Source organism: Hymenobacter sp. (assembly GCF_031398885.1).
GTDB lineage: Bacteria > Bacteroidota > Bacteroidia > Cytophagales > Hymenobacteraceae > Hymenobacter.
Genome location: NZ_JANNOD010000042.1, coordinates 1 through 22,360, shown reverse-complemented (window position 1 = coordinate 22,360; position 22,360 = coordinate 1). Strand labels below are relative to the sequence as shown.

General features: G+C 62.2%; 21 protein-coding genes. 10 read left to right on the top strand and 11 right to left on the bottom strand.

Features of this window, described 5'->3' with window-relative positions; all coding sequences use genetic code 11:
• Positions 1 to 4 precede the first annotated feature (4 nt).
• Positions 5 to 487, bottom strand: a complete 483-nt coding sequence (locus RMO51_RS07595; protein WP_310393487.1) for a hypothetical protein — start codon at positions 485 to 487, stop codon at positions 5 to 7.
• Here RMO51_RS07595 and RMO51_RS07590 point away from each other — a divergent pair.
• The 4 genes from RMO51_RS07590 (at position 476) to RMO51_RS07575 (ending at position 3,502) form a co-directional block, all read left to right on the top strand.
• Positions 476 to 781, top strand: coding sequence for a hypothetical protein (locus RMO51_RS07590; protein WP_310393485.1), 306 nt, complete (start codon positions 476 to 478; stop codon positions 779 to 781). The two genes, RMO51_RS07595 and RMO51_RS07590, sit on opposite strands and share 12 nt — an antisense overlap.
• Before the next feature lie 272 nt (positions 782 to 1,053).
• The gene (locus tag RMO51_RS07585; protein WP_310393483.1) at positions 1,054 to 2,118 is read left to right on the top strand and encodes an alkane 1-monooxygenase; all 1,065 of its coding nucleotides are present in this window, start codon (positions 1,054 to 1,056) and stop codon (positions 2,116 to 2,118) included.
• 87 nt (positions 2,119 to 2,205) lie between these two features.
• Positions 2,206 to 3,186 (top strand): Na/Pi symporter, encoded by a 981-nt coding sequence (locus RMO51_RS07580; RefSeq protein WP_310393481.1) that lies wholly within the window; start codon positions 2,206 to 2,208, stop codon positions 3,184 to 3,186.
• A 43-nt stretch (positions 3,187 to 3,229) separates the two neighbouring features.
• Positions 3,230 to 3,502, top strand: coding sequence for a hypothetical protein (locus tag RMO51_RS07575; RefSeq protein ID WP_310393479.1), 273 nt, complete (start codon positions 3,230 to 3,232; stop codon positions 3,500 to 3,502).
• A gap of 302 nt (positions 3,503 to 3,804) precedes the next feature.
• On the opposite strand, the gene RMO51_RS07570 is transcribed toward RMO51_RS07575, so the two are convergent.
• Positions 3,805 to 4,617, bottom strand: a complete 813-nt coding sequence (locus RMO51_RS07570) for a DUF4097 family beta strand repeat-containing protein (RefSeq protein WP_310393477.1) — start codon at positions 4,615 to 4,617, stop codon at positions 3,805 to 3,807.
• Between the two features lie 194 nt (positions 4,618 to 4,811).
• Here RMO51_RS07570 and RMO51_RS07565 point away from each other — a divergent pair, with 194 nt between their 5' ends.
• The 4 genes from RMO51_RS07565 to RMO51_RS07550 all read left to right on the top strand — a co-directional run bounded on the left by RMO51_RS07565 (position 4,812) and on the right by RMO51_RS07550 (position 9,001).
• Entirely contained in the window at positions 4,812 to 5,792 is a 981-nt protein-coding gene (locus tag RMO51_RS07565) for an MBL fold metallo-hydrolase (protein ID WP_310393476.1), read from the top strand.
• A 727-nt stretch (positions 5,793 to 6,519) separates the two neighbouring features.
• Positions 6,520 to 7,026: a hypothetical protein gene (locus tag RMO51_RS07560; RefSeq protein WP_310393474.1), complete on the top strand. Its 507-nt coding sequence runs from the start codon at positions 6,520 to 6,522 to the stop codon at positions 7,024 to 7,026.
• 133 nt (positions 7,027 to 7,159) lie between these two features.
• Positions 7,160 to 7,894: a YebC/PmpR family DNA-binding transcriptional regulator gene (locus RMO51_RS07555; protein ID WP_310393472.1), complete on the top strand. Its 735-nt coding sequence runs from the start codon at positions 7,160 to 7,162 to the stop codon at positions 7,892 to 7,894.
• Positions 7,895 to 7,918: 24 nt separating this feature from the next.
• Positions 7,919 to 9,001, top strand: coding sequence for an acyltransferase (locus RMO51_RS07550; protein ID WP_310393470.1), 1,083 nt, complete (start codon positions 7,919 to 7,921; stop codon positions 8,999 to 9,001).
• On the opposite strand, the gene RMO51_RS07545 is transcribed toward RMO51_RS07550, so the two are convergent.
• On the bottom strand, positions 8,961 to 10,325 hold the full coding sequence (locus RMO51_RS07545) for a hypothetical protein (protein WP_310393468.1): 1,365 nt from the start codon (positions 10,323 to 10,325) through the stop codon (positions 8,961 to 8,963). The two genes, RMO51_RS07550 and RMO51_RS07545, sit on opposite strands and share 41 nt — an antisense overlap.
• A gap of 460 nt (positions 10,326 to 10,785) precedes the next feature.
• Here RMO51_RS07545 and RMO51_RS07540 point away from each other — a divergent pair, with 460 nt between their 5' ends.
• A complete protein-coding gene (locus tag RMO51_RS07540) occupies positions 10,786 to 11,052 on the top strand; it encodes a hypothetical protein (RefSeq protein WP_310393466.1) in 267 nt (88 codons plus the stop codon).
• Positions 11,053 to 11,560: 508 nt separating this feature from the next.
• On the opposite strand, the gene ftsZ is transcribed toward RMO51_RS07540, so the two are convergent.
• The 8 genes from ftsZ to mraY all read right to left on the bottom strand — a co-directional run bounded on the left by ftsZ (position 11,561) and on the right by mraY (position 22,163).
• Positions 11,561 to 13,054: a cell division protein FtsZ gene (gene ftsZ / locus RMO51_RS07535; RefSeq protein ID WP_310393464.1), complete on the bottom strand. Its 1,494-nt coding sequence runs from the start codon at positions 13,052 to 13,054 to the stop codon at positions 11,561 to 11,563.
• Between the two features lie 99 nt (positions 13,055 to 13,153).
• The gene (gene ftsA, locus RMO51_RS07530; protein WP_310393463.1) at positions 13,154 to 14,533 is read right to left on the bottom strand and encodes a cell division protein FtsA; all 1,380 of its coding nucleotides are present in this window, start codon (positions 14,531 to 14,533) and stop codon (positions 13,154 to 13,156) included.
• Between the two features lie 84 nt (positions 14,534 to 14,617).
• A complete protein-coding gene (locus tag RMO51_RS07525; RefSeq protein WP_310393461.1) occupies positions 14,618 to 15,376 on the bottom strand; it encodes a hypothetical protein in 759 nt (252 codons plus the stop codon).
• A gap of 188 nt (positions 15,377 to 15,564) precedes the next feature.
• On the bottom strand, positions 15,565 to 16,962 hold the full coding sequence (gene murC / locus RMO51_RS07520) for a UDP-N-acetylmuramate--L-alanine ligase (RefSeq protein WP_310393459.1): 1,398 nt from the start codon (positions 16,960 to 16,962) through the stop codon (positions 15,565 to 15,567).
• Positions 16,963 to 17,056: 94 nt separating this feature from the next.
• Complete coding sequence (gene murG / locus RMO51_RS07515; protein WP_310393457.1) at positions 17,057 to 18,145, bottom strand: undecaprenyldiphospho-muramoylpentapeptide beta-N-acetylglucosaminyltransferase; 1,089 nt, start codon at positions 18,143 to 18,145, stop codon at positions 17,057 to 17,059.
• A 104-nt stretch (positions 18,146 to 18,249) separates the two neighbouring features.
• Positions 18,250 to 19,428, bottom strand: coding sequence for an FtsW/RodA/SpoVE family cell cycle protein (locus RMO51_RS07510; RefSeq protein WP_310393455.1), 1,179 nt, complete (start codon positions 19,426 to 19,428; stop codon positions 18,250 to 18,252).
• A gap of 19 nt (positions 19,429 to 19,447) precedes the next feature.
• The gene (gene murD / locus RMO51_RS07505; RefSeq protein ID WP_310393454.1) at positions 19,448 to 20,827 is read right to left on the bottom strand and encodes a UDP-N-acetylmuramoyl-L-alanine--D-glutamate ligase; all 1,380 of its coding nucleotides are present in this window, start codon (positions 20,825 to 20,827) and stop codon (positions 19,448 to 19,450) included.
• 115 nt (positions 20,828 to 20,942) lie between these two features.
• On the bottom strand, positions 20,943 to 22,163 hold the full coding sequence (mraY, locus tag RMO51_RS07500) for a phospho-N-acetylmuramoyl-pentapeptide-transferase (RefSeq protein WP_310393452.1): 1,221 nt from the start codon (positions 22,161 to 22,163) through the stop codon (positions 20,943 to 20,945).
• Here mraY and RMO51_RS22580 point away from each other — a divergent pair.
• On the top strand, positions 22,162 to 22,360 hold a 199-nt coding region (locus RMO51_RS22580; RefSeq protein WP_409025033.1), incomplete at its 3' end, for a MerR family DNA-binding protein. The two genes, mraY and RMO51_RS22580, sit on opposite strands and share 2 nt — an antisense overlap.

Sequence of the window (22,360 nt, the reverse complement as noted above, 5' to 3'; positions counted from 1 at the left end):
GGGGTTACTTTTGCAGCAGCACCCAGTTGAAGCCCACGCCCCTGGCCTCATCGGTAAGCAGGTTGGCGTTCAATTCGTTTTTGTCGTCGACTTTGGGCGCGGGGTACAGGCTCAGCTTTCCATCGGCCGAAACTACTGCCAGGTTTTTGTACAGCACGAACACGCGGATGCGGTCGCCGGGCTGGGCGATGCCCATCAAATCGGTCAGGTCCGCTTCGGGCCGGCGCACGAGCTTGGTGGGCAGCAGGGGCCGCCGCCCCCGCAGCAGGGTCACTTCCGCTTCTCTGAACCGGTAGGTGGCTTTGGCAGCACACTCCGGGCTCGAACTTACAAGCAGGGTCACTTTGGGCGCGAACGCCGCGCCGGCACCGGGCACCTCCTGGTTATTGCGCAACACTTTCACGACGGGCGGCGGGCAGCCGGGCTGGGCCACGGCGGCGCGGGTGGTGGCAAGAAGGGCCAGGGTTACTATTGCTTGCTTTATCACGAGCAGGGCGTTGGGGAAAATAAAGTAGAGCCGCGCAGAACCTGCAGGCAGAAGTCAGTTCAAGCTCAAGGCGCGGCTAAATTTACTGAACCCGGTGAATTGTGCCGCATCGTACGGATTTATGACTACCAAGCCCGCAATTACCTGAAAATCGACGACGTTGCGGGTAACCAATGTCAGGCCATGAGCCCGGGCGGCAGTGCTGGCGTCGGGCAGCTGCCCGCGGTGCTGCCGGCACAGGCGGATGGTGTGCTGGATGACGGGTTCATTGAGCATTGCATTTCCATCGGCTAAACACCCCGCTCCCATTCGTTCCGAATGCTCCGTGAATAGCGCCTCCCACCGCTCGGCTGAGGTCCCTGATGTCGCCCCCAAAAGCTGGCTTTGCCGGGGGCCCTCGGGTTCACCCGAGTTCGTTTGACCGGCGGCACTTTTCGGCGACCCGCTTTTATTGGGCCCTACCGCGGCTTGCCCGCGCAGCAGCGGTAGCCACCGCTCAACCTCATATAGTTATCAACTCATACCTTTAGGGACGAGCACGCTCCGCTCCGGTTCTAGCCTTAATTATGCCGCTTTCCGTCCGCGACCTGCGCTACCTGCTGGCTTACACGCTGCCGCTCACGGCCGCGGCCGGGCTGTGGCTGGGCGGCGCGGCCACCTGGCTCACCCTGGGATACGCGTTTGGGCTGGTGCCGCTGCTGGAGTGGCTGCGGCCGCCGGCGCCGGCCCTGCCCGGCGTGGCCGCAGCCACCGAAACCAAGCGGCACGCCCTGTTCGACGGCTTGCTGTACCTCAACGTGCCGCTGCAGTTCGGGCTGCTGGCTTACTTCCTGCACAGCCTCCAAACCCGGGGGTTTACGGCCGTCGAGGTCGCGGGGGCCGTCTGCAGCGTGGGCATTTGCTGCGGGGCCCTGGGCATCAACGTGGCCCACGAGCTGGGCCACCGCCCCCGCCGCTGGGAGCAGCGCCTGGCCCAGGCCCTGCTGCTGAGCACCTGGTACGCGCATTTTTTTATTGAGCACAACCGCGGCCACCACCGCCACGTGGCCACCCCGGCCGACCCCGTCACGGCCCGCCTGCACGAGGGGTTTTGGCGCTTTCTGCCCCGCGCGGTGCTCGGCGAATTCCGTTCTGCCTGGGCCCTGGAGGCGGACCGGCTGCACCGATTGGGCCGGCCCGCCTGGTCCCTGGCCAACGAGCTGCTGCAGTTTCAGCTGGCGCAGGGGGTGCTGGCGGGCCTGGTGGTGGCCCTGACCGGGGCGGCGGGGCTGCTGGGCTGGCTGGGCGCCGCCGCCGTGGGCTACGTGCTGTTTCAACTCGTGAACTACGTGGAGCACTACGGCCTGCTGCGCCGCCTCACCGCCCCCGGCCGCTACGAGCGGGTGCAGCCCCACCACTCCTGGAACTCCGAGCACGCCCTGGGCCGCATCCTGCTTTACGAACTGACCCGCCACTCCGACCACCACTACCAGGCCGCCCGCCCCTACCACACGCTGCGGCACCAGCCCGCGGCCCCTCAGATGCCCACCGGCTACCCCGGCATGATGCTGCTGGCCACCGTGCCCTCGCTCTGGTTTCGGATAATGAACAAGCGGATACCGGCCGTGGGCGCGGCACAGCCCGCAGGGTAACAATTTGTTCACCTACTACTTCCGGCATCGGGGGGGGCGGCTGCGTTGCAGGCACAGGCGCAACCCTATCCCCCGCTGCCGGGCCGTATGAATTCCTCCATCCTGTCGATTACCCTGCTGGCGGTCAGCGGCCTGGTGTTATTTCTCTACGCCGTGAGCCGGCTCTCGCTGGCCCTGCGCCAGGTGGCCGGCGAGCGGATGAAAGGCATCCTCGACCGCTTCACCAAAACCGTCCCGATGGCCATCCTCACCGGCACGGTGGTCACCACGCTGCTCGATTCGTCGTCGGTGGTCATCATCCTGGCCATTGCCCTGGTGAGCGCGGGGGCCCTGCCGTTCCGCAATTCGCTGGGCGTGGTGCTGGGCGCCAACATCGGCACCACTATTTCGAGCCAGCTGTTCGCGTTTGATTTGGGGCAGTACGCCGTCGTGGCCATGCTGCCGGGCCTGCTGCTGCTATCCTTCAGCAAAAAACGCAAGCGCCGCACGGTGGGCCGCGCCCTGTTTTGCTTCGGACTGTTGTTTTTCAGCCTGTTTATCATCGGCGAAGCCGCCGCCCCGCTCAAGGATTATCGGGGCGTACAGGCCTGGCTGCTCAAGCTGGAAAACCCGCTGCGGGGCGCCGGCGCCGGGGCGCTCATCACGCTCATTATCCAGTCGTCGTCGGCCACGCTGGGCATGGTCATCAAGCTGGCGGCCAAGGGCCTGCTCACCCTGCCCGCCGGCATTGCCGTAATGCTGGGCGCCGAGCTGGGCACCTGCTCCGACACGCTGATGGCCACGGTGGGCCGGGGCCCGGCCGCCCTCAAAACCGGCTTGTTTCACCTGGGCTTCAACCTTATCTGCATCACCGCGGGCCTGCTGCTCATCGGCCCGTTCACGGCGCTGGTGCTGCGCCTGGCCGGCCACGCCGACGTGGCCCGGCAAATTGCGCACGCCCACGTCCTCTTCAACGTCACCGGCGTGTTGCTGTTTGCGCCGCTGGTGCCGCTGTGCCAGCGCCTGCTCGACGCCTGGCTGCCCGACCCGAAACCAGCCGTCAAGCCCGTGCCCGTGCGGGCGGCGTAGGCCTCCGCAAACATTCTTACCGCCCGCCTACTGCATTTTTCCCATGAGCCCCAACTACCAACCCATCGACTGCGGCTTTTACGACGAGCTGGAAGCCGCCGCTACCCAGCGCCGCCGGGTGGCGCTCCAGTACTTCAACGACCTGCGCCAGCTTTGCCTGGGCGCGGGCGTGATTGACACTTTTTTCATTCGCGAGAAAGTGGAGTTCATGCGCCTCAAATCGGGCGAAGAAATTCGGCTGGACCACATCATTCGGCTGGACGATAAACCCTCGCCGACGTACGCGGACTACCCGGATTTTAGCTCCGGCTGCTGAACCCACGCGGCGGCGCAAAAACCCGTCCGGCGGAGCGGAGCCGAAGCCTCTCTACTGCGTAATTAATCCGGTTACGGCCGAGGGGGAGGGGCTTCGGCTCCGCTCCGCCGGACGGTTCCAATTGTCTCTTTCTGATTTTACGGCTTCTTAAAGCCTATCCGAAAAATACTTCGGCTGCGCAGACGCCTGTCATGCTGAGCTTGCCGAAGCATCTCGCTCGCTCCATCAGGACCGTTCAGCGAAGCGGGCGAGATGCTTCGGCAAGCTCAGCATGACGTTCAATTTATTTTTCGGATAGGGTCTCAGTCGCCCTGCTGCTCGATATCGATGCCGCCATTGGTTGTCACGGCCTTCACCGGGGCGCCGCCTTTGCCCAGGCTGGCAGCTATCTCCTTGTGCATGAAGCCCGATTTGGTGATGGGCAGGCTGGTGCGCAGGTTGCCCATGTCGGTGCTGGTAAATAGTTGGGCGGAATAATCCCGAGGCAGTTGCCAGCGAATGCCGCCGTTGGTGGTTTCCACGTCGAGGCCTTTGCCCTCCCACTGGCGGCCGGTGAGGGCAATGGTCAGGCCGCCGTTCACGGTTTGGCCCGTGACTTGGCCGCCCAGGTCGGCGAGCGCCACACCGCCGTTCACGGCGTAGAATTTGACGTCGGCCCGCAGGTTGTCGAGGCTGATGCCGCCGTTGAGGGTTTTTAGCGAGAGGGCCGTTTGGCGGGGCACGAAGATTTCATAGCTCACGCTGTAGCGCTCATCGTTGGCGGTGGTGCTGGCGCGCAGGGTGTTGTTGGCCGTGGCGATGCGCACGCTTTGCACCCGGGACTGCGCCTCGGCTTCGGTCCGGCCCCAGCTCTGCACCTTGGCCCGAACCCGCACGTTCGGGCCCGCCCAGCCGTGCACCGTGATGCCGCCGTTCGTACCGCCATCGACGACGAAAACTTGGCCGGCCGCCGCGTCCATGGTCAGGTCGCGGGTTTCGCAGAACTGTTCACTCTCCTTGTTACCCGACCAATTTTTATGCTGGCAGGAAATCTTAAACTGGGGCTCCGCGGTGGCTTGGGCCATGGCCGCCGAGGTGCCGCACACCAGTGCGAGCGCAGAAAAAAAGGCTTTCATAACATGATGGGGTGAAGGGGATGGGATGTAACGAGATGGCCCGCGGCCGGGCCGCCGGGGCGGGTGAGTTGCGAAGGGGGTACCGGGCCATCGGGCATTCGTTACAAGCCTTCCCTACTTTTTTTATCACCCCGGCGCCCCGTTTCCGTATTCATAGCTCTTGCCGTCCTTTCCGTTCACTTAATTTCCTCCCCATGAATACCGTAGCCGCCGGCGTCACCCAGCTTCGCATTCAGCGCTTTGTCAACGTGTACTTTGTCGAAACCGGCACCCCCGGCGAGTGGGTGCTGGTGGACACCGGCGTGCCGGGCAGCGCCAAAACCATCATTGCCGCCGCCGACCAGCTCTTTTATCCCGGCTCCCACCCCGAGGCCATCCTGCTCACCCACGGCCACCTCGACCACCTGGGCGCGGCCATCGCGCTAGCCGACCATTGGCGGGTGCCCATCGTGGTGCACCCACTGGAGCTTCCATACCTCACCCGCCAGGCCCAGTACCCGCCGCGCGACCCCACCGTGGGCGGCTCGCTGGCCTTCATGAGCCGCTTTTTTCCAGCGCAATTGCCCAACCTCGGCACGCGGGTGCAGGCCCTGAACCCCGCCGACCCCGCCGCGCCCTACCTCCCAGGCTGGCGCTGGCTGCACGTGCCGGGCCACGCCCCCGGCCAGCTGGCCTTCTTCCGCGAAGCCGACCGCACCCTGCTCGGCGCCGACGCCTTCGCCACCTGCCACCACGACTCTATTCCGGCGGTGCTCCTGAACCGGCCCCAAATAAGCCGGGCCGGCACGCCGTTTAACTACGACTGGCAAGCCGCCCAACAATCGGTGCAAACACTGGCCGACCTGGAGCCCGAGGCCATTGGCTGCGGCCACGGCCCGGTCATCACCGGGCCCGCGGCGGCGGCGGGCCTGCGCGCATTGGCCGATAATTACCCCGTACCCGCCCACGGCCGCTACGTGCACGAGCCCGCCCGCACCGACGCCAACGGCGTAGCGCACCTGCCGCCCGCGCCCAAAGACAAGCTACCCCAGCAAGCCGCGGTCATCGGTGCCAGCATTCTGGTAGCGGGCGTGGCGTGGTTCCTCACCGGCGGCCGGCGCCGCAAAACCACCAGGGTCTCAACCAAACGCCGGCCGGTGCCGGCGCCCCACAACCGCCGTGGCGTGGGCGACTAGAGCCATTTTCCGGTTCGTGTAAGTAGAGTGCGGGGCTGGCCCCCGCCCGTCATCCGCGCCGTTGCAGCGAAACCGCCTCAGCGGCGCGGATGACAGGCGGTTTGGTTGTCGCGGACGAAAAGCGGGTTTGGTTTCACGACTTCAAATGGCCGGATTTGCTCATTCTTGCCCGCTGAGAAAGCGGCTTTTGCGGCTTGGCGCGGGGTAAATTCGTTGGCCCGGGGCGCGGCCGCAGCTGGGTGAACATCTTAGCGCGGGCATTGACGTCAAGGCTCACCAAAGCCGGGCCAGCGTGGGTGGCGCGGCGGCGGGGCCGGCTTGGGCAAAGCTTCATGCCGTCTTTTTGCACGTGGGCCAGGGGTTTGAAAAATCACTAAGAAGCTGTTTAAGTTAGTAGAAACGGTCATGCAGAGCGCAGCGAAGCATCTCGCCCGCTTCGTTGACACGGCCCCGACGAAGCGAGCGAGATGCTTCGCTGCGCTCTGCATGACGTTCAATAATACATTTTGACTACCTCAAACAGCTTCTAAGAAAGCCGCGCCTTTCTTTGGCACAACTTATGGCAGCGTTGCGAACACCTTAAAGGAGCCCAGGAGCAGGAGCAGTGGCAGATTCAGCCCGGTTTTTACCCTGGTCAACCCTTTTTCAATCCAGGACGGGCCCGTCTTTTCCGGCTCTCTTTTCTACTTTAACCCGGAAGCTCGCTCACGCACGCATTTTCATATCAATGAATTTTCTCTTCGCCAAGCGTAATCTCATCTGCCTTGCCGGCGCCTCCCTGGGGTGGTTGGTGCCCGGAGCTGCCCGGGCTCAGGCCGCGGCGCTGCCCTCTTTTTACACGACTTATAACTACACCGCTTACACCGTGTACGACACTGGCAGCGACAACCCGCCCACCCAGGTACGCGGCGTGGGCGGCTCGCTCACGCTGCGCCCAGCGGGCACTTACGAGAAGCGCCTGAGCATCATGGGGCCCGGCGGCCCGAGGTATTTCAAGCAGGACGGCACTTTCACCCTGCGCGGCGACAGCATTCGGTTTGCCTTCACCGACCTCAAAGGCGCCGACGTGCAGCGCGGCACCTTCCGCTTTAATCCGGCCACCCGGGGGCTCACCCTCACCATTCTGGGGTACCCGGCCGGCAACCGGGGCGTTTACGAGCTCGCCGCCGCCGGGGCCCGGCCGCTGCCCGGCGCCCCCCCGCGCCCCCGGCCCAAAAGCGCGCAACGCCGGTAAGCTTCCCGTGCGCGAGGCGTTTGGCGCCCCCCGCCCCTTCTGGCTAACTTGCGGCCCGTTTCGGCTGCCTTTTCGTTGAAAATCTCCGCAACGGCACTGTAAATTGCTCATTGCTACTTGTTAATTGACCTACATGGGACGCGCATTCGAATTTCGCAAAGGCCGCAAAATGAAGCGGTGGGACAAGATGTCGAAAGACTTTACCCGCATCGGCAAAGAAATCGTGATGGCCGTGAAGGAAAACGGCCCCAACCCCGACACCAACGCCCGCCTGCGCGCCGCCATGCAGAACGCCAAGGGCGTGAACATGCCCAAAGACCGGGTGGAAGCCGCCATCAAGCGCGCCAGCAGCAAGGAGGAAAAAGACTACCAGGAAGTGGTGTACGAGGGCTACCTGCCCCACGGCGTGGCCGTGGTCATCGAAACCGCCACCGACAACCCCACCCGCACCGTCTCCAACGTGCGGCTCATCTTCAACCGCAACGAGGGCACCCTGGGCACCGCCGGCTCTTCCGACTACACCTTCACCCGCAAGGGCGTGTTCAAGCTGGCCGCGGCCGGGCTCGACCGCGACGCAATGGAGCTGGAACTGATTGACTTCGGCGCCGAGGACGTGTACGAAACCACCGAGGAGGACGAGCACGGCGCCGAGCACCAGTACATTGTGGTCGAAACCGCCTTCACCGACTTTGGCCAGATGCAGAAAGCCCTCGAAGCCCAGGGCCGCCACGTGGTGAGCGTGAACCTGCAGCGCGTGCCCAACACCACCGTCGCCCTCACCGAAGAGCAAGTGGAGGAAGTCATGACCATCATTGACAAGTTTGAGGAGGACGAGGACGTGCAGGCCGTGTACCACACCATTGGTTAGGCGCCCGGCTTGCGGCCCCTTGGTATGACGCCGCCTTCTGCCCCGCCCCTCGCCTACCGCCCCGGCCTGAACGGCATCCGCGCCATTGCCGTGTGGCTGGTGGTGCTCGCGCACTGGACGCTGCCGCCGTTTCCCGTCGGCGAAATGGGGCGCATTCCGTTTTTCGTGCTCAGCGGCTACCTGATTTCCGGCATCATCTGGCGGAAGCAGGTGCACCCCGGCGCACCGGGGCCGTGGGGGCGGCGGCTGGTCACGTTTTATCAGCGGCGCGTGCTGCGCATCCTGCCCCCCTACTACCTGGCCCTCGCGGCGGGCGCGCTGCTGCCGCTGGCCACCCTCCGCGAATACCCCGGCTGGTTCGTGCTCCCGGCGTCCAACCTGCTCTTCTACCGCCTGCACCACTGGGGCGAAGGCGTGGGCCACTACTGGACCATGGCGGTGGAAGAGCAGTTTTACCTGGTGTGGCCCCTGCTGCTGGGCGTGATTGGCCAACGGCTGGGGTGGCTGTTGGCGGTGGCGGCCTCGGGCGTGTTGTTCCGCGTGGCGTGGAGCATCTGGGTCACCCCCGACTTCGTTTTCGTGCTCCTGCCAGCCTGCCTCGACATGTTTGCCCTGGGCGCGGTGCTGAGCCTGACCGAACACATTCCGTGGGTGCAGCGGCTGGCCCGGGGCCGCTGGGTCCTCCTGGCCTGGGGGGCCTGGAGCGGCCTCTGGGCCCTCACGCACTACTTCTCGGCCCTCTCGCTCTGGCTGCTGACTTCCACCGCCGTGGCCAGCGTGGCGTCGGTCGTCACCCTGAATTGGGCCGTTCAGCGGCCGGGGTCCCCCGCACTGGGCAGTGCCCGCGTGCTCCTGTCGCCGGTGCTGCAATGGCTGGGCCGACGCAGCTACGGCTGCTACCTCTACCACCTGCTGCTGCCCGTGCTCTACCAGCGCGCCGTGTACCGGCTGTTTCCGGCGGTGGAAGCCCGTCGGCTCTGGCTTGGTCCGCTGCCCACCGTGCTGCTGCTCACGCCGGTGCTTTTGCTGCTGGCCGCCGCCTCCTGGCACTGGCTGGAGGCCCCGCTCAACCGCTGGAAGGACCGACTATCGTATTCCAAATTCTAACGCCCCGGCTTTCCGGCAACATGAAGCAGCTGGTGGTCTGAGGCGATGCCCGGGGATGCCAACCCGCGATTCCGGGGTCGGGCCTCCCCCCTGGTAATGCCCCAACGGCTCGGGTGGCAGAAGGCGCTGCCGGCCAAACCATCGGGGGCCGGTGGCGCTGCTGCTGGGCGTTGTGCCCGGCCCGCGCCGCGGAGTACGCCAGCCAGCCGCCCAGCAGCACGGGGCCCAGCCAGCGCCGGGCTTTCCCAGCCCACCGCAAGCGGCCGCCATCCGCACTGGGCCAGCGGGCCAGCGCCAGCAGCGCCACCGGCCCCACCAGCGCGGCGCAGTACCGCTCGGCGCTGTCCGGGCCGATGGCGGCGCGGGTGGCGCGGGTGGCCAGCAGCAGCGCCGCCAGCACCGTGAGCACTACCCACCACAGCAAGCGCAAGCTGTGCCGGGTGAATGATTGGGTTGAGGCCGGGGCATTCTCGGGGCCTTGCGGCCCGCTCTTGCGCGGCCAGAGCACGAAGAGTATTCCGGGCAAAAAAATGGCCCACAGGCCCGGCAGCAGGTTGCGCCAACCCGCCGCCAGCGGCACAAACCACCGCGCCAGCACAAAGCCGTAATCGGCCACTGACCCCAGCGCGTTCCAGACCCGCGCCGTTTGGTACAGCGGCGGGCCGGCCACCACTTCGGCGTAGTAGCTCCACGCCAGGCCACCCACCGCACAGCCCACCCAGTGCCCCAGCAGCCACCGCCACCGCCCCGCGCGCCACTGCCCCGTAACCAGCAGCCCCACCCCGGCACCGACCAGCAAGAAGAACCCGGCGATGCGCTGCAACGGCAGCAGGAACCCCGCGGCGGTGGCCAGCCCCAGCCAGCCCCGCCGCCCGCTTCGGCCCCAGGCCAGCAGTGCGAAGAAATAAACAGCCCCCAGCGCCCCGAAAACAGTTTCCGACCAAATAAATTTGGCGGGCACCAGCACGGCCGTGCTCAACGCCACCAGCCACGGCAACCACGGGGCGGGGCCGGCCGGCAGCAGCCAACGCCCCAGTTGCCCCCACAGCGCCACCTGCGCCAGCAGCGCGGCCCCGTGCAGCATCCGCACCCCCGCGGGACTAAAGAATGTAGCCAACAGCAACGGATACAACGGGCCCCAGAAGCGGTACGGCGCACCGCTGGGTGCCAGGAGCTGCCCGGTAGCGCGCCAGCTCCGCGCCGCCCACAAGTAGTGCACCGAATCGGAGGTACCCCCGAGGCCCGGCCCGGTCATGTACAGAAACAGGCCCAGTAGCGCCAGTCCCGGAAGCAGCCACGGCCAGCGCCGGAGAAAAACAACCATATGCAAAATTCAGGGTTTGCCGAAACCGGCCGCGCCCGGCAAAGCGCATGGCGCCAGTTCAGCGGTGACACGTCGGGCGGCAAGACAAAGATATAAGTGGCTTCGGACCGGCGGTTATTGAGCAGCGAGCTGTTCCCCGCTGTTGAAACCCGGCAGCCCTGGCTCAGTCCGCTACCGACGGTGCTATTATTGCTGCCCGTGCTGTTACTACTGGCCACCGCCAGGCACTGGCTGGAAGCGCCGTTGAATTGGTGGTAGAATCGGCTGGCGTATGGGGAGTAGCTGGGGCTTAAGTACGTGCTGCGTAATCCCGCCCGATTCAGCTAGCTTTACGCCACTAGCTTACGAACTATGAGCGGGTTGGCGCAATTTGCACAGGCTGCGAGTTGCGCCAATACAAATGCTGGCAGCAATTGCAAAAAACAAAACACAAATTTCAACATTAAAATCAAAATAGAATATGTTGGACAAAAAAGATTACTCTAAATTGACACTTGAAGAGTTATTGGCAGAGGAGAGAAAGGTTAAAAAGAATGAAACCTTTTCTGCAGGGCTGATAGGGTTTTTAATTGGCGTAATGGTTTATGGCATTGTAAAAAACGGTTTTGGCTTTCTATATATCGCCATTCCATTATTCCTAATATCTGTAATTTATAGGAATTCACAGATTCAGAAACAAAATCTCAAGCAAGTTCGAGCAGAAATTAACGTCAAAAATGCGAAGTGAGATACTGGGGCTAGATTAAGTTTCTCAATGGGAATAGTTGGAGGACATTTGTTTAGCATTCTATTTCCAGACAATTTTGCTCAATAAACTTTGTTTAGAGCGGGGGGGGGGGAATTTGATGTTGACAATTGAAAAAGATTACTTGGTCAATTCTTTTGCGAACGGTTTATTTCCGGGACACTGCTTTGGCCGGAAATCTTACTACTTACTAATGAAGCTGTTTGATAATTCAAAAATTTCAATCAGCATGATGTGCTATTAACTTTCTAAACAGCCTTGATTATTAAACAGGCGAAAAGTAGCGGCTGCCAACAAATAGTTTTGCAAAAGCTCGGCGGAAGTAGTGGATTCGATATTTATACTTCCATCAAGATTTGCGCTAAACTCAAGCAGACGTTTTCCTGAGCCGTGCCTGCACAAAGCTGCCCGGGCGTTACCACAAAAAAACGGCCGCCGCTGAGAGTCTCGGCGGCGGCCGTTTTTTTCTAATCTGAAACCAATGAACTACCTAATCCACGTTGTCGTGCAAGAACCGGTTATCCCCCAGCAATTCGTTGTCGTCTGATAAATTAAACCGCGAGATGTTCTGGGCCGAGCTGGGCTCCACGTTTTCCAGTTTCACCTGGCGGCGCAGGTAAGCGGGCGTGTCGTACTGGGCCACGGCCTCGGGCGGCAGGCCGTTGCTTAGCTCCTGCAGGCGGCGGCGGCGCTCCAAAGCTTGCGCGTCCAGCGCCGGGCGCGGCCGGGTCGCCTCGGGCGCGGGCGCCGACGGGCCCGACGTGAGCACCGGCTCGCCCGGAGCACTAGCCGGAATACCGGTCAGAGGCGGCGCGTTGTGCGCCGAAGGCCCGTTTAAATCAAAAGTGACGCGGGCGGTTTCCGGCGCAGCGGCGCCGAAACTGGGGACGAAAGGCGCGGCATTGTTGCCCGTAGTGGGCGCATTGGGCGCTGCCCCGGGTCGGTCAGCCTCCGACGTGGCAGCAGTCACTGCACTCGTCTCCACGCCACCCGTGGTGGGCGTGGTAATGGAATGCGCGTCGCGGGCAAAACCGGTGGCAATCACCGTCACGCGAATATTCTGGCCCAGGGTGTCGTCGATGCCGTGGCCGAAAATCATCTCGGCGTCCTGCCCGGCTTTCTCCTGGATGTACTCCGTGATTTCCGTCAGCTCGTCCATCTCCAACTCGTGCTCGGCACCGGACATGATGGAAAGCAGGATTTTCTGCGCCCCTTGGATGTCGGTGTTGTTGAGCAGCGGCGAATTCAGCGCTTCCTCGGCGGCGCGGCGGGCGCGGTTTTCGCCTTCGGTCATGCTGCTGCCCATTACGGCGGCGCCGCTGTCCTTCATCACCGTTTTCACGTCCTCGAAGTCTACGTTCACATCGGCCGTCACCGTGATGATTTCGGCGATGGACTTGGCGGCCGTGGTTAGCACTGTATCGGCCTTGGCGAAGGCGGCGCTCATGGTCAGGTTGCCGTAAATCTGGGGCAGCTTGTCGTTGAGAATCACCAGCACCGTATCGCAATGCTCGCTCAGCTCCTTGATGCCCAGCTCGGCTTGCAAGCGCTTTTTCTTGCCTTCAAACAGGAACGGCGCCGTCACAATGCCCACCGTAAGAATGCCCAGCTCCTGCGCCACTTGCGCAATCACCGGGGCCGCGCCCGTGCCCGTGCCACCGCCCATGCCCGCCGTGATGAACAGCATCTTGGTGCCGTGGTTGAGCAGCTCGCGGATTTGTTCTTTGCTTTCCAGCGCCGCCTGACGGCCGCGCTCGGGCTTGGCGCCCGCGCCCAGTCCTTCGGTCAGGTCTACCCCAATCTGAAGCTTGTTGGGCACCGTGGAGCTTTGCAGGGCCTGGTGGTCGGTGTTGCAAATGATAAACTCCACGTCCTTGATGCCCTGCTTGTGCATGTGCTTCACGGCGTTGGAGCCCCCGCCGCCCACGCCAATCACCTTGATGATGGACTTATTCTGGGCGGGAATGTCGAATTTGTAATTCATTGTGTTAGCTGTTAGCTGACGGCTGATAGCCATTGGCTTGTTAGACTTTCTGATTTGAATAAGAGCTAACAGCCAATAGCTATCAGCCAACAGCTTACATTAATAAGATTTATCGTCGTAGTCGTCAATCAGCAAGCCCTTGGTGCGGGTGATGATGTCCTTGAAGAAACGGCTGGCGGCACCGGGCTCCTTGGGCTTGGCCGGTACGGGCGCGGGCACTGCGGGCACCACCGCGCGGGGCTCCGTTGCCGCGTGCGTGGCCTGCGCCACCTGGGGCACCTGATAGGCAGGCGCTTCGTGCTCGTAGGGGGCCCGGGCATTCCGCTCGTCGAGCGAGTGATAGCCCGAGAGCACCAGGCCCACCGTGGTGGCGTACATCGGCGACTTCACCGCCTCAATGCGGCTTTTGCCGAGGTGCTGATTGGGGTAGCCAATGCGCGTATCGAGTCCGGTGATGTATTCGGTGAGCTGCTCCAGATTTTGCAGCTGCGAGCCGCCGCCGGTGAGCACAATGCCGGCCGACAGCTTGTCGTGCAGGCCCATGCGGTAAATTTCGGCGTACACCAGCTCCATGATTTCCGACATGCGGGCCTCAATGATGTACGCCAGGTTTTTCAGCGAAACCTCCTTGGGCGGGCGGTTGGGCAGGCCGGGAATGCTCACGATTTCGTAATCAGAAGCTTCTTCGGCAATGGCTTTGCCGAATTTCACCTTCAGCTGCTCGGCCTGGCCAGGAGCCACGTTGCAGCCGGCTTTGATGTCCTGGGTGATGATGTTGCCACCGAACGGCAGCACGGCCGCGTGGCGGATGATGCCATCCTTGAACACGGCCAGGTCAGTAGTGCCGCCGCCAATATCAATCAGGGCCACGCCGGCCTCCTTCTCCTCTTCGGAAAGGATGGACATGCTGCTGGCCAGCGGCTCCAGAATCAGGTCGGCAATTTCGAGCCCGGCCTTGGTCACGCACTTGTTGATGTTGTTGATGGCCGTGCTCTGCGCGGTGATGATGTGGAAATTGCCTTCCAGGCGCACGCCCTCGTAGCCCACGGGGTCGGCGATGCCCTCCTCGTAGTCCACTTTGTAGTCCTGGGGCATCACGTGAATGATTTGCGAGCCGGGCTGGGTCACAAGGCGGTACATGTCCTGGGTGAGGCGGTTCACGTCGTCGGGCCCGATGGTGTCGGCCGAGTTGCGCGTGATGCTGCCGTTGTGCTGCAGGCTCTTGATGTGCTGCCCGGCAATGCCCACGTTTACCACCCCAATGCTAATTCCGGACTGTTCTTCGGCTTGCCGAATGGCCCGCTTAATCGCGTCCACGGTCTTGTCGATGTTGAGCACGATGCCGCGCGAAACACCTTCCGACACGGCTTTGCCCATGCCCAGAATTTCGAGTTTGCCAAACTCGTTTTTGCGGCCCACCAAGGCGCAAATTTTGGTGGTGCCGATGTCGAGCCCGACGACGATTTTGTCTTGTTGCATATGAGCGGTGCTGGCGAGCAGTGAAGAAAGCGTGGGTTGGGGATTGGAAATTTTCGACCTAACGGTCTGTTATTCAGCAAATTGTTATTCGCAGATAATTTGATTTTGGTATTCTACGTTTACGCGGTGGTAAGTATCCCACCCCAAAACTGACGGAATTTGCCGGTAAAATACCATAAGCTTAGCGAATTTCTCGGAAATATTTTCGGGCAGCCCGAATTCGATGCGCTGGTCGCCCACTTGCTGAGTGAATGACAGCTTGCCGCCGGGCTCAATAAACACCTCCGATACCTGGGCTTTCCAGAACTCGTGCTCGTCCACGTACCGCAAAAACTCGAGGTAGCGGCGCCCGGTGCTATCCTGGAAAAATGCACTCGGCAGGATGCCCCCGCCGGGGCGCGCCACGGTGGCCACGCGGGCCGTGAACAGGGGCGACAGCGGCAGCACCCGGCCTTCAGCGTCCACGTAGGTGTCGAGGCGGGTGTCGGAATGCGTGAGGCGGGCAATGGGCCGGTTCTGCCGCACATCGGCGTGCAGGTTGCCGGCCAGGTCCCGGTACACCTGGGCCTCGCGCACGAAGGCGTGGGCGCGCAGCCGCGCCTCCAGTTCGCGCAGGCGCGGCCCCTCCGGCTGGGTGCCAATGACGGGTTCTTTGCCGCCTTTGGTGAGCAAGGCCGTCACGCCCCGCTCGCTGATGAAGTAGTTATCGAACTCGTTGGCGATGGTGACCACGACCTCGCCCACCGGCCGGGTGGCCTGGCGCACGGCCGCAAATACCGCCAGCCCACCCAGCGCCAGCAGGCAGGCCGCGGCAACTACTAAATTTCTAATTGTGCGGTCCAAGGAGCAAATGGGAAAATAAAGGAACGGAACGAATGCGCAAATAGCTCGTTGGGCGACGCTCGCCAAGGCGTATTTATCTGCGCTTGCTGAAGCTTAAGTAATGTGCTATTGCGCTAAATATTGCTTAGCGAATGAAAAGCGGGAAGGTTGATATTGCGAGTAAATAATTTCAGCGTATTTATTTTTGGCTATTGCCAGCGCTGGCTTAAAATTAATTTTAATTGGGGCACCAGCGTATCAATATCGCCGGCGCCTACCGTGGCCAGCACGTCAAACGATTCGTCGATTTTGGCCGCCGCCAGCACTTGTTCTTTGGTCTGGATGGCTTTGGTTGGCGCGGTGATGTTAGCCAAAATTATTTCGGAGGTAACCCCCGGCAAGGGCATTTCGCGGGCGGGGTAAATATCCAACAAAAATACCTCATCTGCAATGCTTAAGCTTTGGGAAAAGCCCTTCGCGAAATCACGGGTGCGGGTGAAAAGGTGGGGCTGAAAGACAACGCGCAGCCGCTTGCCCGGATATAAGGCGCGCACCGAACGCAGGAAAGCCTCAATTTCGCGGGGATGATGGGCGTAATCATCTAAATAGACGTTTTGCGGGGTGGTAACTACAAATTCAAACCGCCGTTTTACGCCGCGATATTCCGCAACGGCGGCGCGTAATGCGGGGGCGCCCAAGCCTTGCATTTGCGCCACGGCGGCGGCGGCGAGCATGTTTTCCACGTTGTGGTAGCCGGGCACGGCCAGCGCCAAACCAGCAACAGCGCCGCGGGGACCGTGCAAGTCAAAATGAAACCGGTGGCCTTTCGCGGTGATGTCTCCCGCAAACAGCTCGGGTCCCTGCGCCGCCGTGAGGCCGTAGCGAATGACTCGGGTGCCCGCCGGGACGGCGGCGGCCACGCGGGAGTCGGCGGTGTGGTTGAGCAACAAGGTGCCACCGGGCTTGATTTGCGCCACAAACTGGCAGAAGGAATCGATTAATGCCGGCTGGTCGCCGTAGATGTCGAGGTGGTCGGCGTCGGTGCTGGTCACGATGGCCACGTCGGGAAACAGCGTCAGGAAGCTGCGGTCGTACTCGTCGGCTTCCACCACAATGGGCGCACTCGGGGTTTTGGGCAGCAGTAAATTACTCCCCAAATTGACCGCAATGCCGCCGAGAAAGGCACCGGCATCGAGGCCGGCGTGGTGCAGCAGGTGGGCTACCATGCTGCTGGTGGTGGTTTTGCCGTGCGTGCCGGCCACCGCGATGGTGTAGCGGCCCTGGGTGAGCACGCCCAAAATCTGGCTGCGCTTGCGAATATCGTAGCCCTGCGCGCGCAGCCAAGCCCATTCTTGGCTGTCGGCCGGAATGGCGGGCGTGAACACGACCAGCGTTTGGGCGAGGTTGTCCCGGATTTCGGCGGGAATATTTTCCACCGCGTCCGCGTAATGAACAAGAATGCCTTCGGCCGTCAGCGCCTGCGTGAGGGGGGTTTCGGTTTTATCGTAGCCGCTCACCCGGTGCCCGTTGGCCCGGAACCAGCGCGCGAGGGCCGACATGCCAATGCCACCGATGCCGAGAAAAAAGACGTAAGGAAACCGGTCCAATTTTAATTAAAAATTAAAAATGCAAAATTAAAAATCTGAAAAATATCGAGCGTAACATCTCCCTTCGTAAACGGTCATTTTTAATTCATAATTTTTAATTTTTAATTAATTTCAATAGCTCGTCCACAATTGCTCCCGTGGCATTGGGCCGGGCCAGCGCGCGCGCGCGCGCGCCAAGCTGCTGCCGGCGCTCGGGGTCGGCCAGCAGGCGCAGGGCTTCGTCGTAGAGGCGCGTGGGGGCGTGCTCGTCGGTGATGAGCACGGCCGCGCCTTTGCTCACCAGGGCCAGGGCGTTTTTGGTTTGGTGGTCCTCCGCCACGTTGGGCGAAGGCACCAGTATGCTGGCTTTGCCGGTGAGGCAGAGCTCGGCCACGGACAGGGCGCCGGCGCGGCTCACCACGGCGTCGGCCGCGGCGTAAGCCAGGTCCATGCGCTGAATAAATTCGAGGGCGTGAAGGTTGTCGGCCTGGTGGGCGGCGGCGAGCTGCCGGGCTTCGAGGAAGTAGAGCTTGCCGGTTTGCCAGAGCAGCTGCACGCCGGCGTCGCGCAGGCGCGGGAGGGCGGCGGCCGTGGCCAGGTTGAGGGTGCGGGCGCCCAGGCTGCCGCCCACCACCAGCAGGGTTTTGCGGGCGGGGTCGAGGCCGAAGAACCGCAGGGCTTCGACGCGGTCGCCGGCGGCAATTTCGGTCCGCACCGGGTTGCCGGTGACGACGAGCTTGTTGGCGGGGAAGAATTTCTCCATGCCTTCGTAAGCCACGCAAATGCGGCCCACGCGGCGCGCCAGCAGCTTGTTCACCAAACCGGCGTAGGAGTTCTGCTCTTGAATGAGCGAAGGAATGGCCCGCGACGTGGCCGCCAGCAGCACCGGCGCCGAGGCGTAGCCGCCCACCCCCACCACGGCGTCGGGTCGGAATTCTTCAATCAGCTGGCCGGCCTGGCGCACCGATCGGAACACGCGCATCGGAAAAAGCAGGTTCTGCGGCGTGAGGCGGCGCTGCAAGCCGCTGATGTCGAGGCCCACAATTTTGTAGCCCGCGTCGGGCACCCGCGTCATTTCCATGCGGCCGTTGGCGCCCACGAACAGGATTTCGGCAGCCGGCAGCCGGCACCGCAATTCGTTGGCAATGGCCAACGCCGGAAAAATGTGCCCGCCAGTACCGCCGCCGCTGATGATGACTCTCATTTTAGTTGTCGGTTGTTCGTTGTCAGTTGTCAGCTTGTTCCAGCGTCAGTTCATCAGAACGGCCTGACAACTAGCAACGAACAACTGATAACTACCTGTGTAACCTAATAGCTAACGGCTACTTTGGGGATGCGGGCCGTGTCGTCGGGCTCGCCGGTCATGGGGCGCACTTCGCGCTCGCCGCGGCTCACGGCCAGGATGATGCCGATGCTGATGCCGGTGAAAATGAGCGAAGTGCCGCCCATGCTCAGCAGCGGCAGCGGCAGGCCGGTGATGGGGCCCAGGCCCACGGCCACGCCCATGTTCACCAGCGCCTGCAGCACGAGGCTGAAGCTGAGGCCCGCCGAGAGCAAGCCGCCGAAAGCGCCGTAGCTGTTCATCACCGTTTTGAGCCCCCGGTAGAGGAAAGCCAGGTACAGAAACAGCACCACGGCCCCGCCCAGCAGGCCGTATTCTTCGATGATGATGGCGTAGATGAAGTCGGAGTACGGGTGCGGCAGGATGTTGCGCTCGGTGCTTTTGCCGGGGCCCTTGCCGGCGATGCCGCCGGTGGCAATGGCGATGTAGGAATGTTCGAGCTGAAAAGGGACCTTCTTGTCGGGATTGCTGAAGTTCTCGATGCGCGACATCACCGTCTTACCGCGCTGCCCGGTGGCCAGGCCCGCCCCGCCCACCACCACGCCAATGACCACCATCACGGCCATCTGGCGCAGCGGCACGCGCCCAATAAACATGAGCAGCAGGCAGGTGGCGAAGAGCAGCAGCGCCGTGGAGGCGTTGCTGAGGATAATCAGCCCGCAAATGATGCCCACCCAGAGCATCACCGGAAAGAGCGTCGTCCAGAAGTCGCCCAGGTGCTGCTGGCGGCGGCTGAGCATGCTGGCCAGGTGCGAAATCAGGGCCAGCTTGGCCAGGTCCGAGGGCTGAAACGTCTGGTTAATCACCGGGATGGTGAGCCAGCGCGAGGCTTCGTTGATGTTCGAGCCCATGAGGTAGGTGAAGAGCAGCAGCGGCACCGAGATGAGCAGCGCGTAGAGCGCCAGCCGCGAGTAGTAGCGGTAGTCGATGCGGTGCGCGGCCCACATGAAGCCGAGGCCCACCAGAATCAGGGCCGTGTGCTTGAAGAGAAAATGCTCGGTGTTGCCGTCCATCTTCTTGTAGGCCAGCGTGCCGGTGGCCGAGTACACCACCGCAATGCTGATGAAGGAGAACAGCAGCACGATGGCCCACAGGATGGGGTCGCCTTTGAGGTTGCGCTGCAGCCAGGTGGTGGAGGATTCCATAATCGCTGATTTTTGCTGATTAAACTGATTGTGCCGATGCGGACGCCAAGCGTTGAACCGCCGCCGCAAATTGCCGGCCCCGGTCCTCGTAGTTTTGAAACAGGTCGAAGCTGGCGCAGCAGGGCGAGAGCAGCACCACGTCGCCGGGGGCGGCTCGGGCGGCGGCGCGGACCACGGCGTCGGCCATGGCGCGGGTTTCTTCCACGTGCGGCAGCAGCTCGCCGAAGGCGTCGAGCAGCTTGGCATTGTCCAGGCCCAGGCACACGAGGGCTTTGACGTGCTTACCAACCACTTCCAACATGCTGACGTAGTTGTTGCCCTTGTCCACACCCCCAGCTATCCACACAATTGGCCGACTGATGCCGTCGAGCGCGTACAGTGCGGCTTCCACGTTGGTGGCCTTGCTGTCGTTGATGTAGCGGACGCCGTTGATGTCGGCCACCACTTGCAAGCGGTGGTCGGCGTTACGGAACGTGGCCAAAGCGGCTTCGATTTGCGCGGTGCTCAGGCCGACCACGCGGGCGGCGAGCACCGCAGCCAGCGTGTTTTGGCGGTTGTGCTGGCCGATGAGCGGCGATTGAGCAGTGCTTACTTCCTCACCCCCGGCTTCGTCAAAATTTTGGTTCAAGTTTGTATACAGCACTTCCTCAGCAGTGTAGTAAGCCGCCAAGGAAACATTGTATAAGCGCGGTTGGCTGAAGGGCAGCAACCGGAACGGCTGTGAAGCCGAACGGAAATACTTCCTGATTGCTTCGTCGTGGGCGTTGTAGATGAAGCTGCCGGCACCGTCCAGGTTGCGGACAATGCGCAGCTTGACCTGGGCGTACTTCTCCAGCGAGTAGTCGTAGCGGTCGAGGTGGTCGGGGGTAATGTTGAGCAGCACCGCCACCCAGGGCCGAAAATCATAGGTGTCGTCCAGTTGAAAGCTGCTCAGCTCCACCACGTAGTAGTCGTGGGCGTCGGCGATGACCTGCTCGGCCAGGCTGTGGCCCACGTTGCCGGCCAGGCCCACGCGCAGGCCGGCTTCTTTCAGCAAGTGGTGAATGAGCAGCGTGGTAGTGGTTTTGCCGTTGGTGCCTGTAATGCAGATGCACTTGGCTTCAGTGTGGCGGCCGGCAAACTCAATCTCGGAGATGATGGGAATGTTCTTGTCGCGCAGGGCCTGAATGACCGGGGCCTTTTCCGGGATGCCGGGGCTTTTGATGACCTCATCGGCCTGCAGAATCCGGTCGAGCGAGTGCTGATTTTCCTCGTATTCGATGCCGGCCTGGGCGAGCTTGTGCTGGTAGTTGGGTTGGATAGTGCCGCGGTCCGACACGAACACGGCGTGGCCTTTGGCCTGCGCCAGCAGCGCCGCTCCTACTCCGCTTTCGGCCGCTCCGAGGATGACAATGTTCATGGCGTGGCGGGTGTGGTTTCTCGCAGAGGTCCGCAGAGGACTACGCAGAGTTTCGCGGAGGTCGTCCACTGCGGGCCTCTGCGGTTGCCTCGGCGGACCTCTGCGAGAAACTTCATTAGCGTAATTTCAACGTAACCAAGGTGATGACGGCCAGCATGATGCCGACAATCCAGAACCGGGACACAATCTTCGATTCGTGGTAGCCTAGCTTTTGGTAGTGGTGGTGTAGCGGCGACATGCGCAGCAGCCGGCGGCCCTCGCCGTACTTCCGGCGGGTGTATTTGAAGTAACTAACCTGCACAATTACCGAGAGATTTTCGACCAGAAAAATGCCGCACAGCACGGGAATCAGCAGTTCCTTGCGCACGATGAGCGCCAGCACGGCAATGATGCCGCCGATGGCCAGCGAGCCCGTGTCGCCCATGAAAACCTGGGCTGGGTAGCTATTGTACCACAAAAACCCGATGCAGGCCCCTACGAAAGCCGTGCAGAAAATGACCAACTCGCCGGAGTCGGGGATGAACATCACGTCGAGATAGTCGGCCAGCAGCACGTTGCCGCTCACGAAGGCGAAGATGGCCAGCGTAATGCCGATGATGGCCGAGGTGCCCGCCGCCAGCCCATCGAGGCCGTCGGTGATGTTGGCGCCGTTGCTCACGGCCGTAATCAGGAAGATGACAATAGGGATGTAGAGAAAGCCGTAGAGGCCGTTGAAAAAGGTACCGGCCGTGGCGAACAAGTCGCCGTAGTTCAGTTCGTTGTTCTTGAGAAATGGCACGGTGGTAATCATCAAGTGCACGTCCTTGAACGCCTTGGTGGCCTCGATGGCGGAGTACTGACCGTTGGGCAGCAGGTACTGGCGCACCGTGATTTCGTCGCTGTAGAACAGCACCCAGCCCACGGTGATACCCAGGCCCACCTGCCCCAGCACCTTGAACCGGCCGCTCAGCCCCTCCTTGTTCTTGCGAAACACCTTGATGTAGTCGTCCAGGAAGCCAATCAGCCCCAGCCACACCGTGCTCAGAATCATGAGGATGATGTAGATGTTGCGGAGCCGGCAGAGCAGAATAACGGGAACCAGAATGGCCAGCAGAATGATAAGGCCGCCCATGGTCGGAGTGCCTTTTTTTTCGTTCTGGCCCTGCAGGCCCAGGTCGCGGATGCTTTCGCCGACCTGCTTTTTCTGCAGCACCCGGATGAGGCGGTGCCCAAAGGTTTGGGCGATGAGCAGGGAAATCACCACCGCCAGCCCGGCCCGAAACGTGGTGTACTGAAACACCCCCGTGCCGGGAATATTGAAATGCTCGTTGAGGTAACGGAAGAGGTAAAAAAGCATCAGTGCATTAAAAGGCCGTCATGTCGAGCGCAGCCGAGACATCTCGCTCGGAGCAGTCAAACTCTGGAGTGACCAGGACCGACATAGCGCCGATGTCAGATCGCTGGCGCTTGCCCATATGGCGGAACTGGAGGCGCGGGCGGCGGAGTTGGGAGACATGATCAAGACGCTACGTACGCTGCTGCGCGCCTGCGACG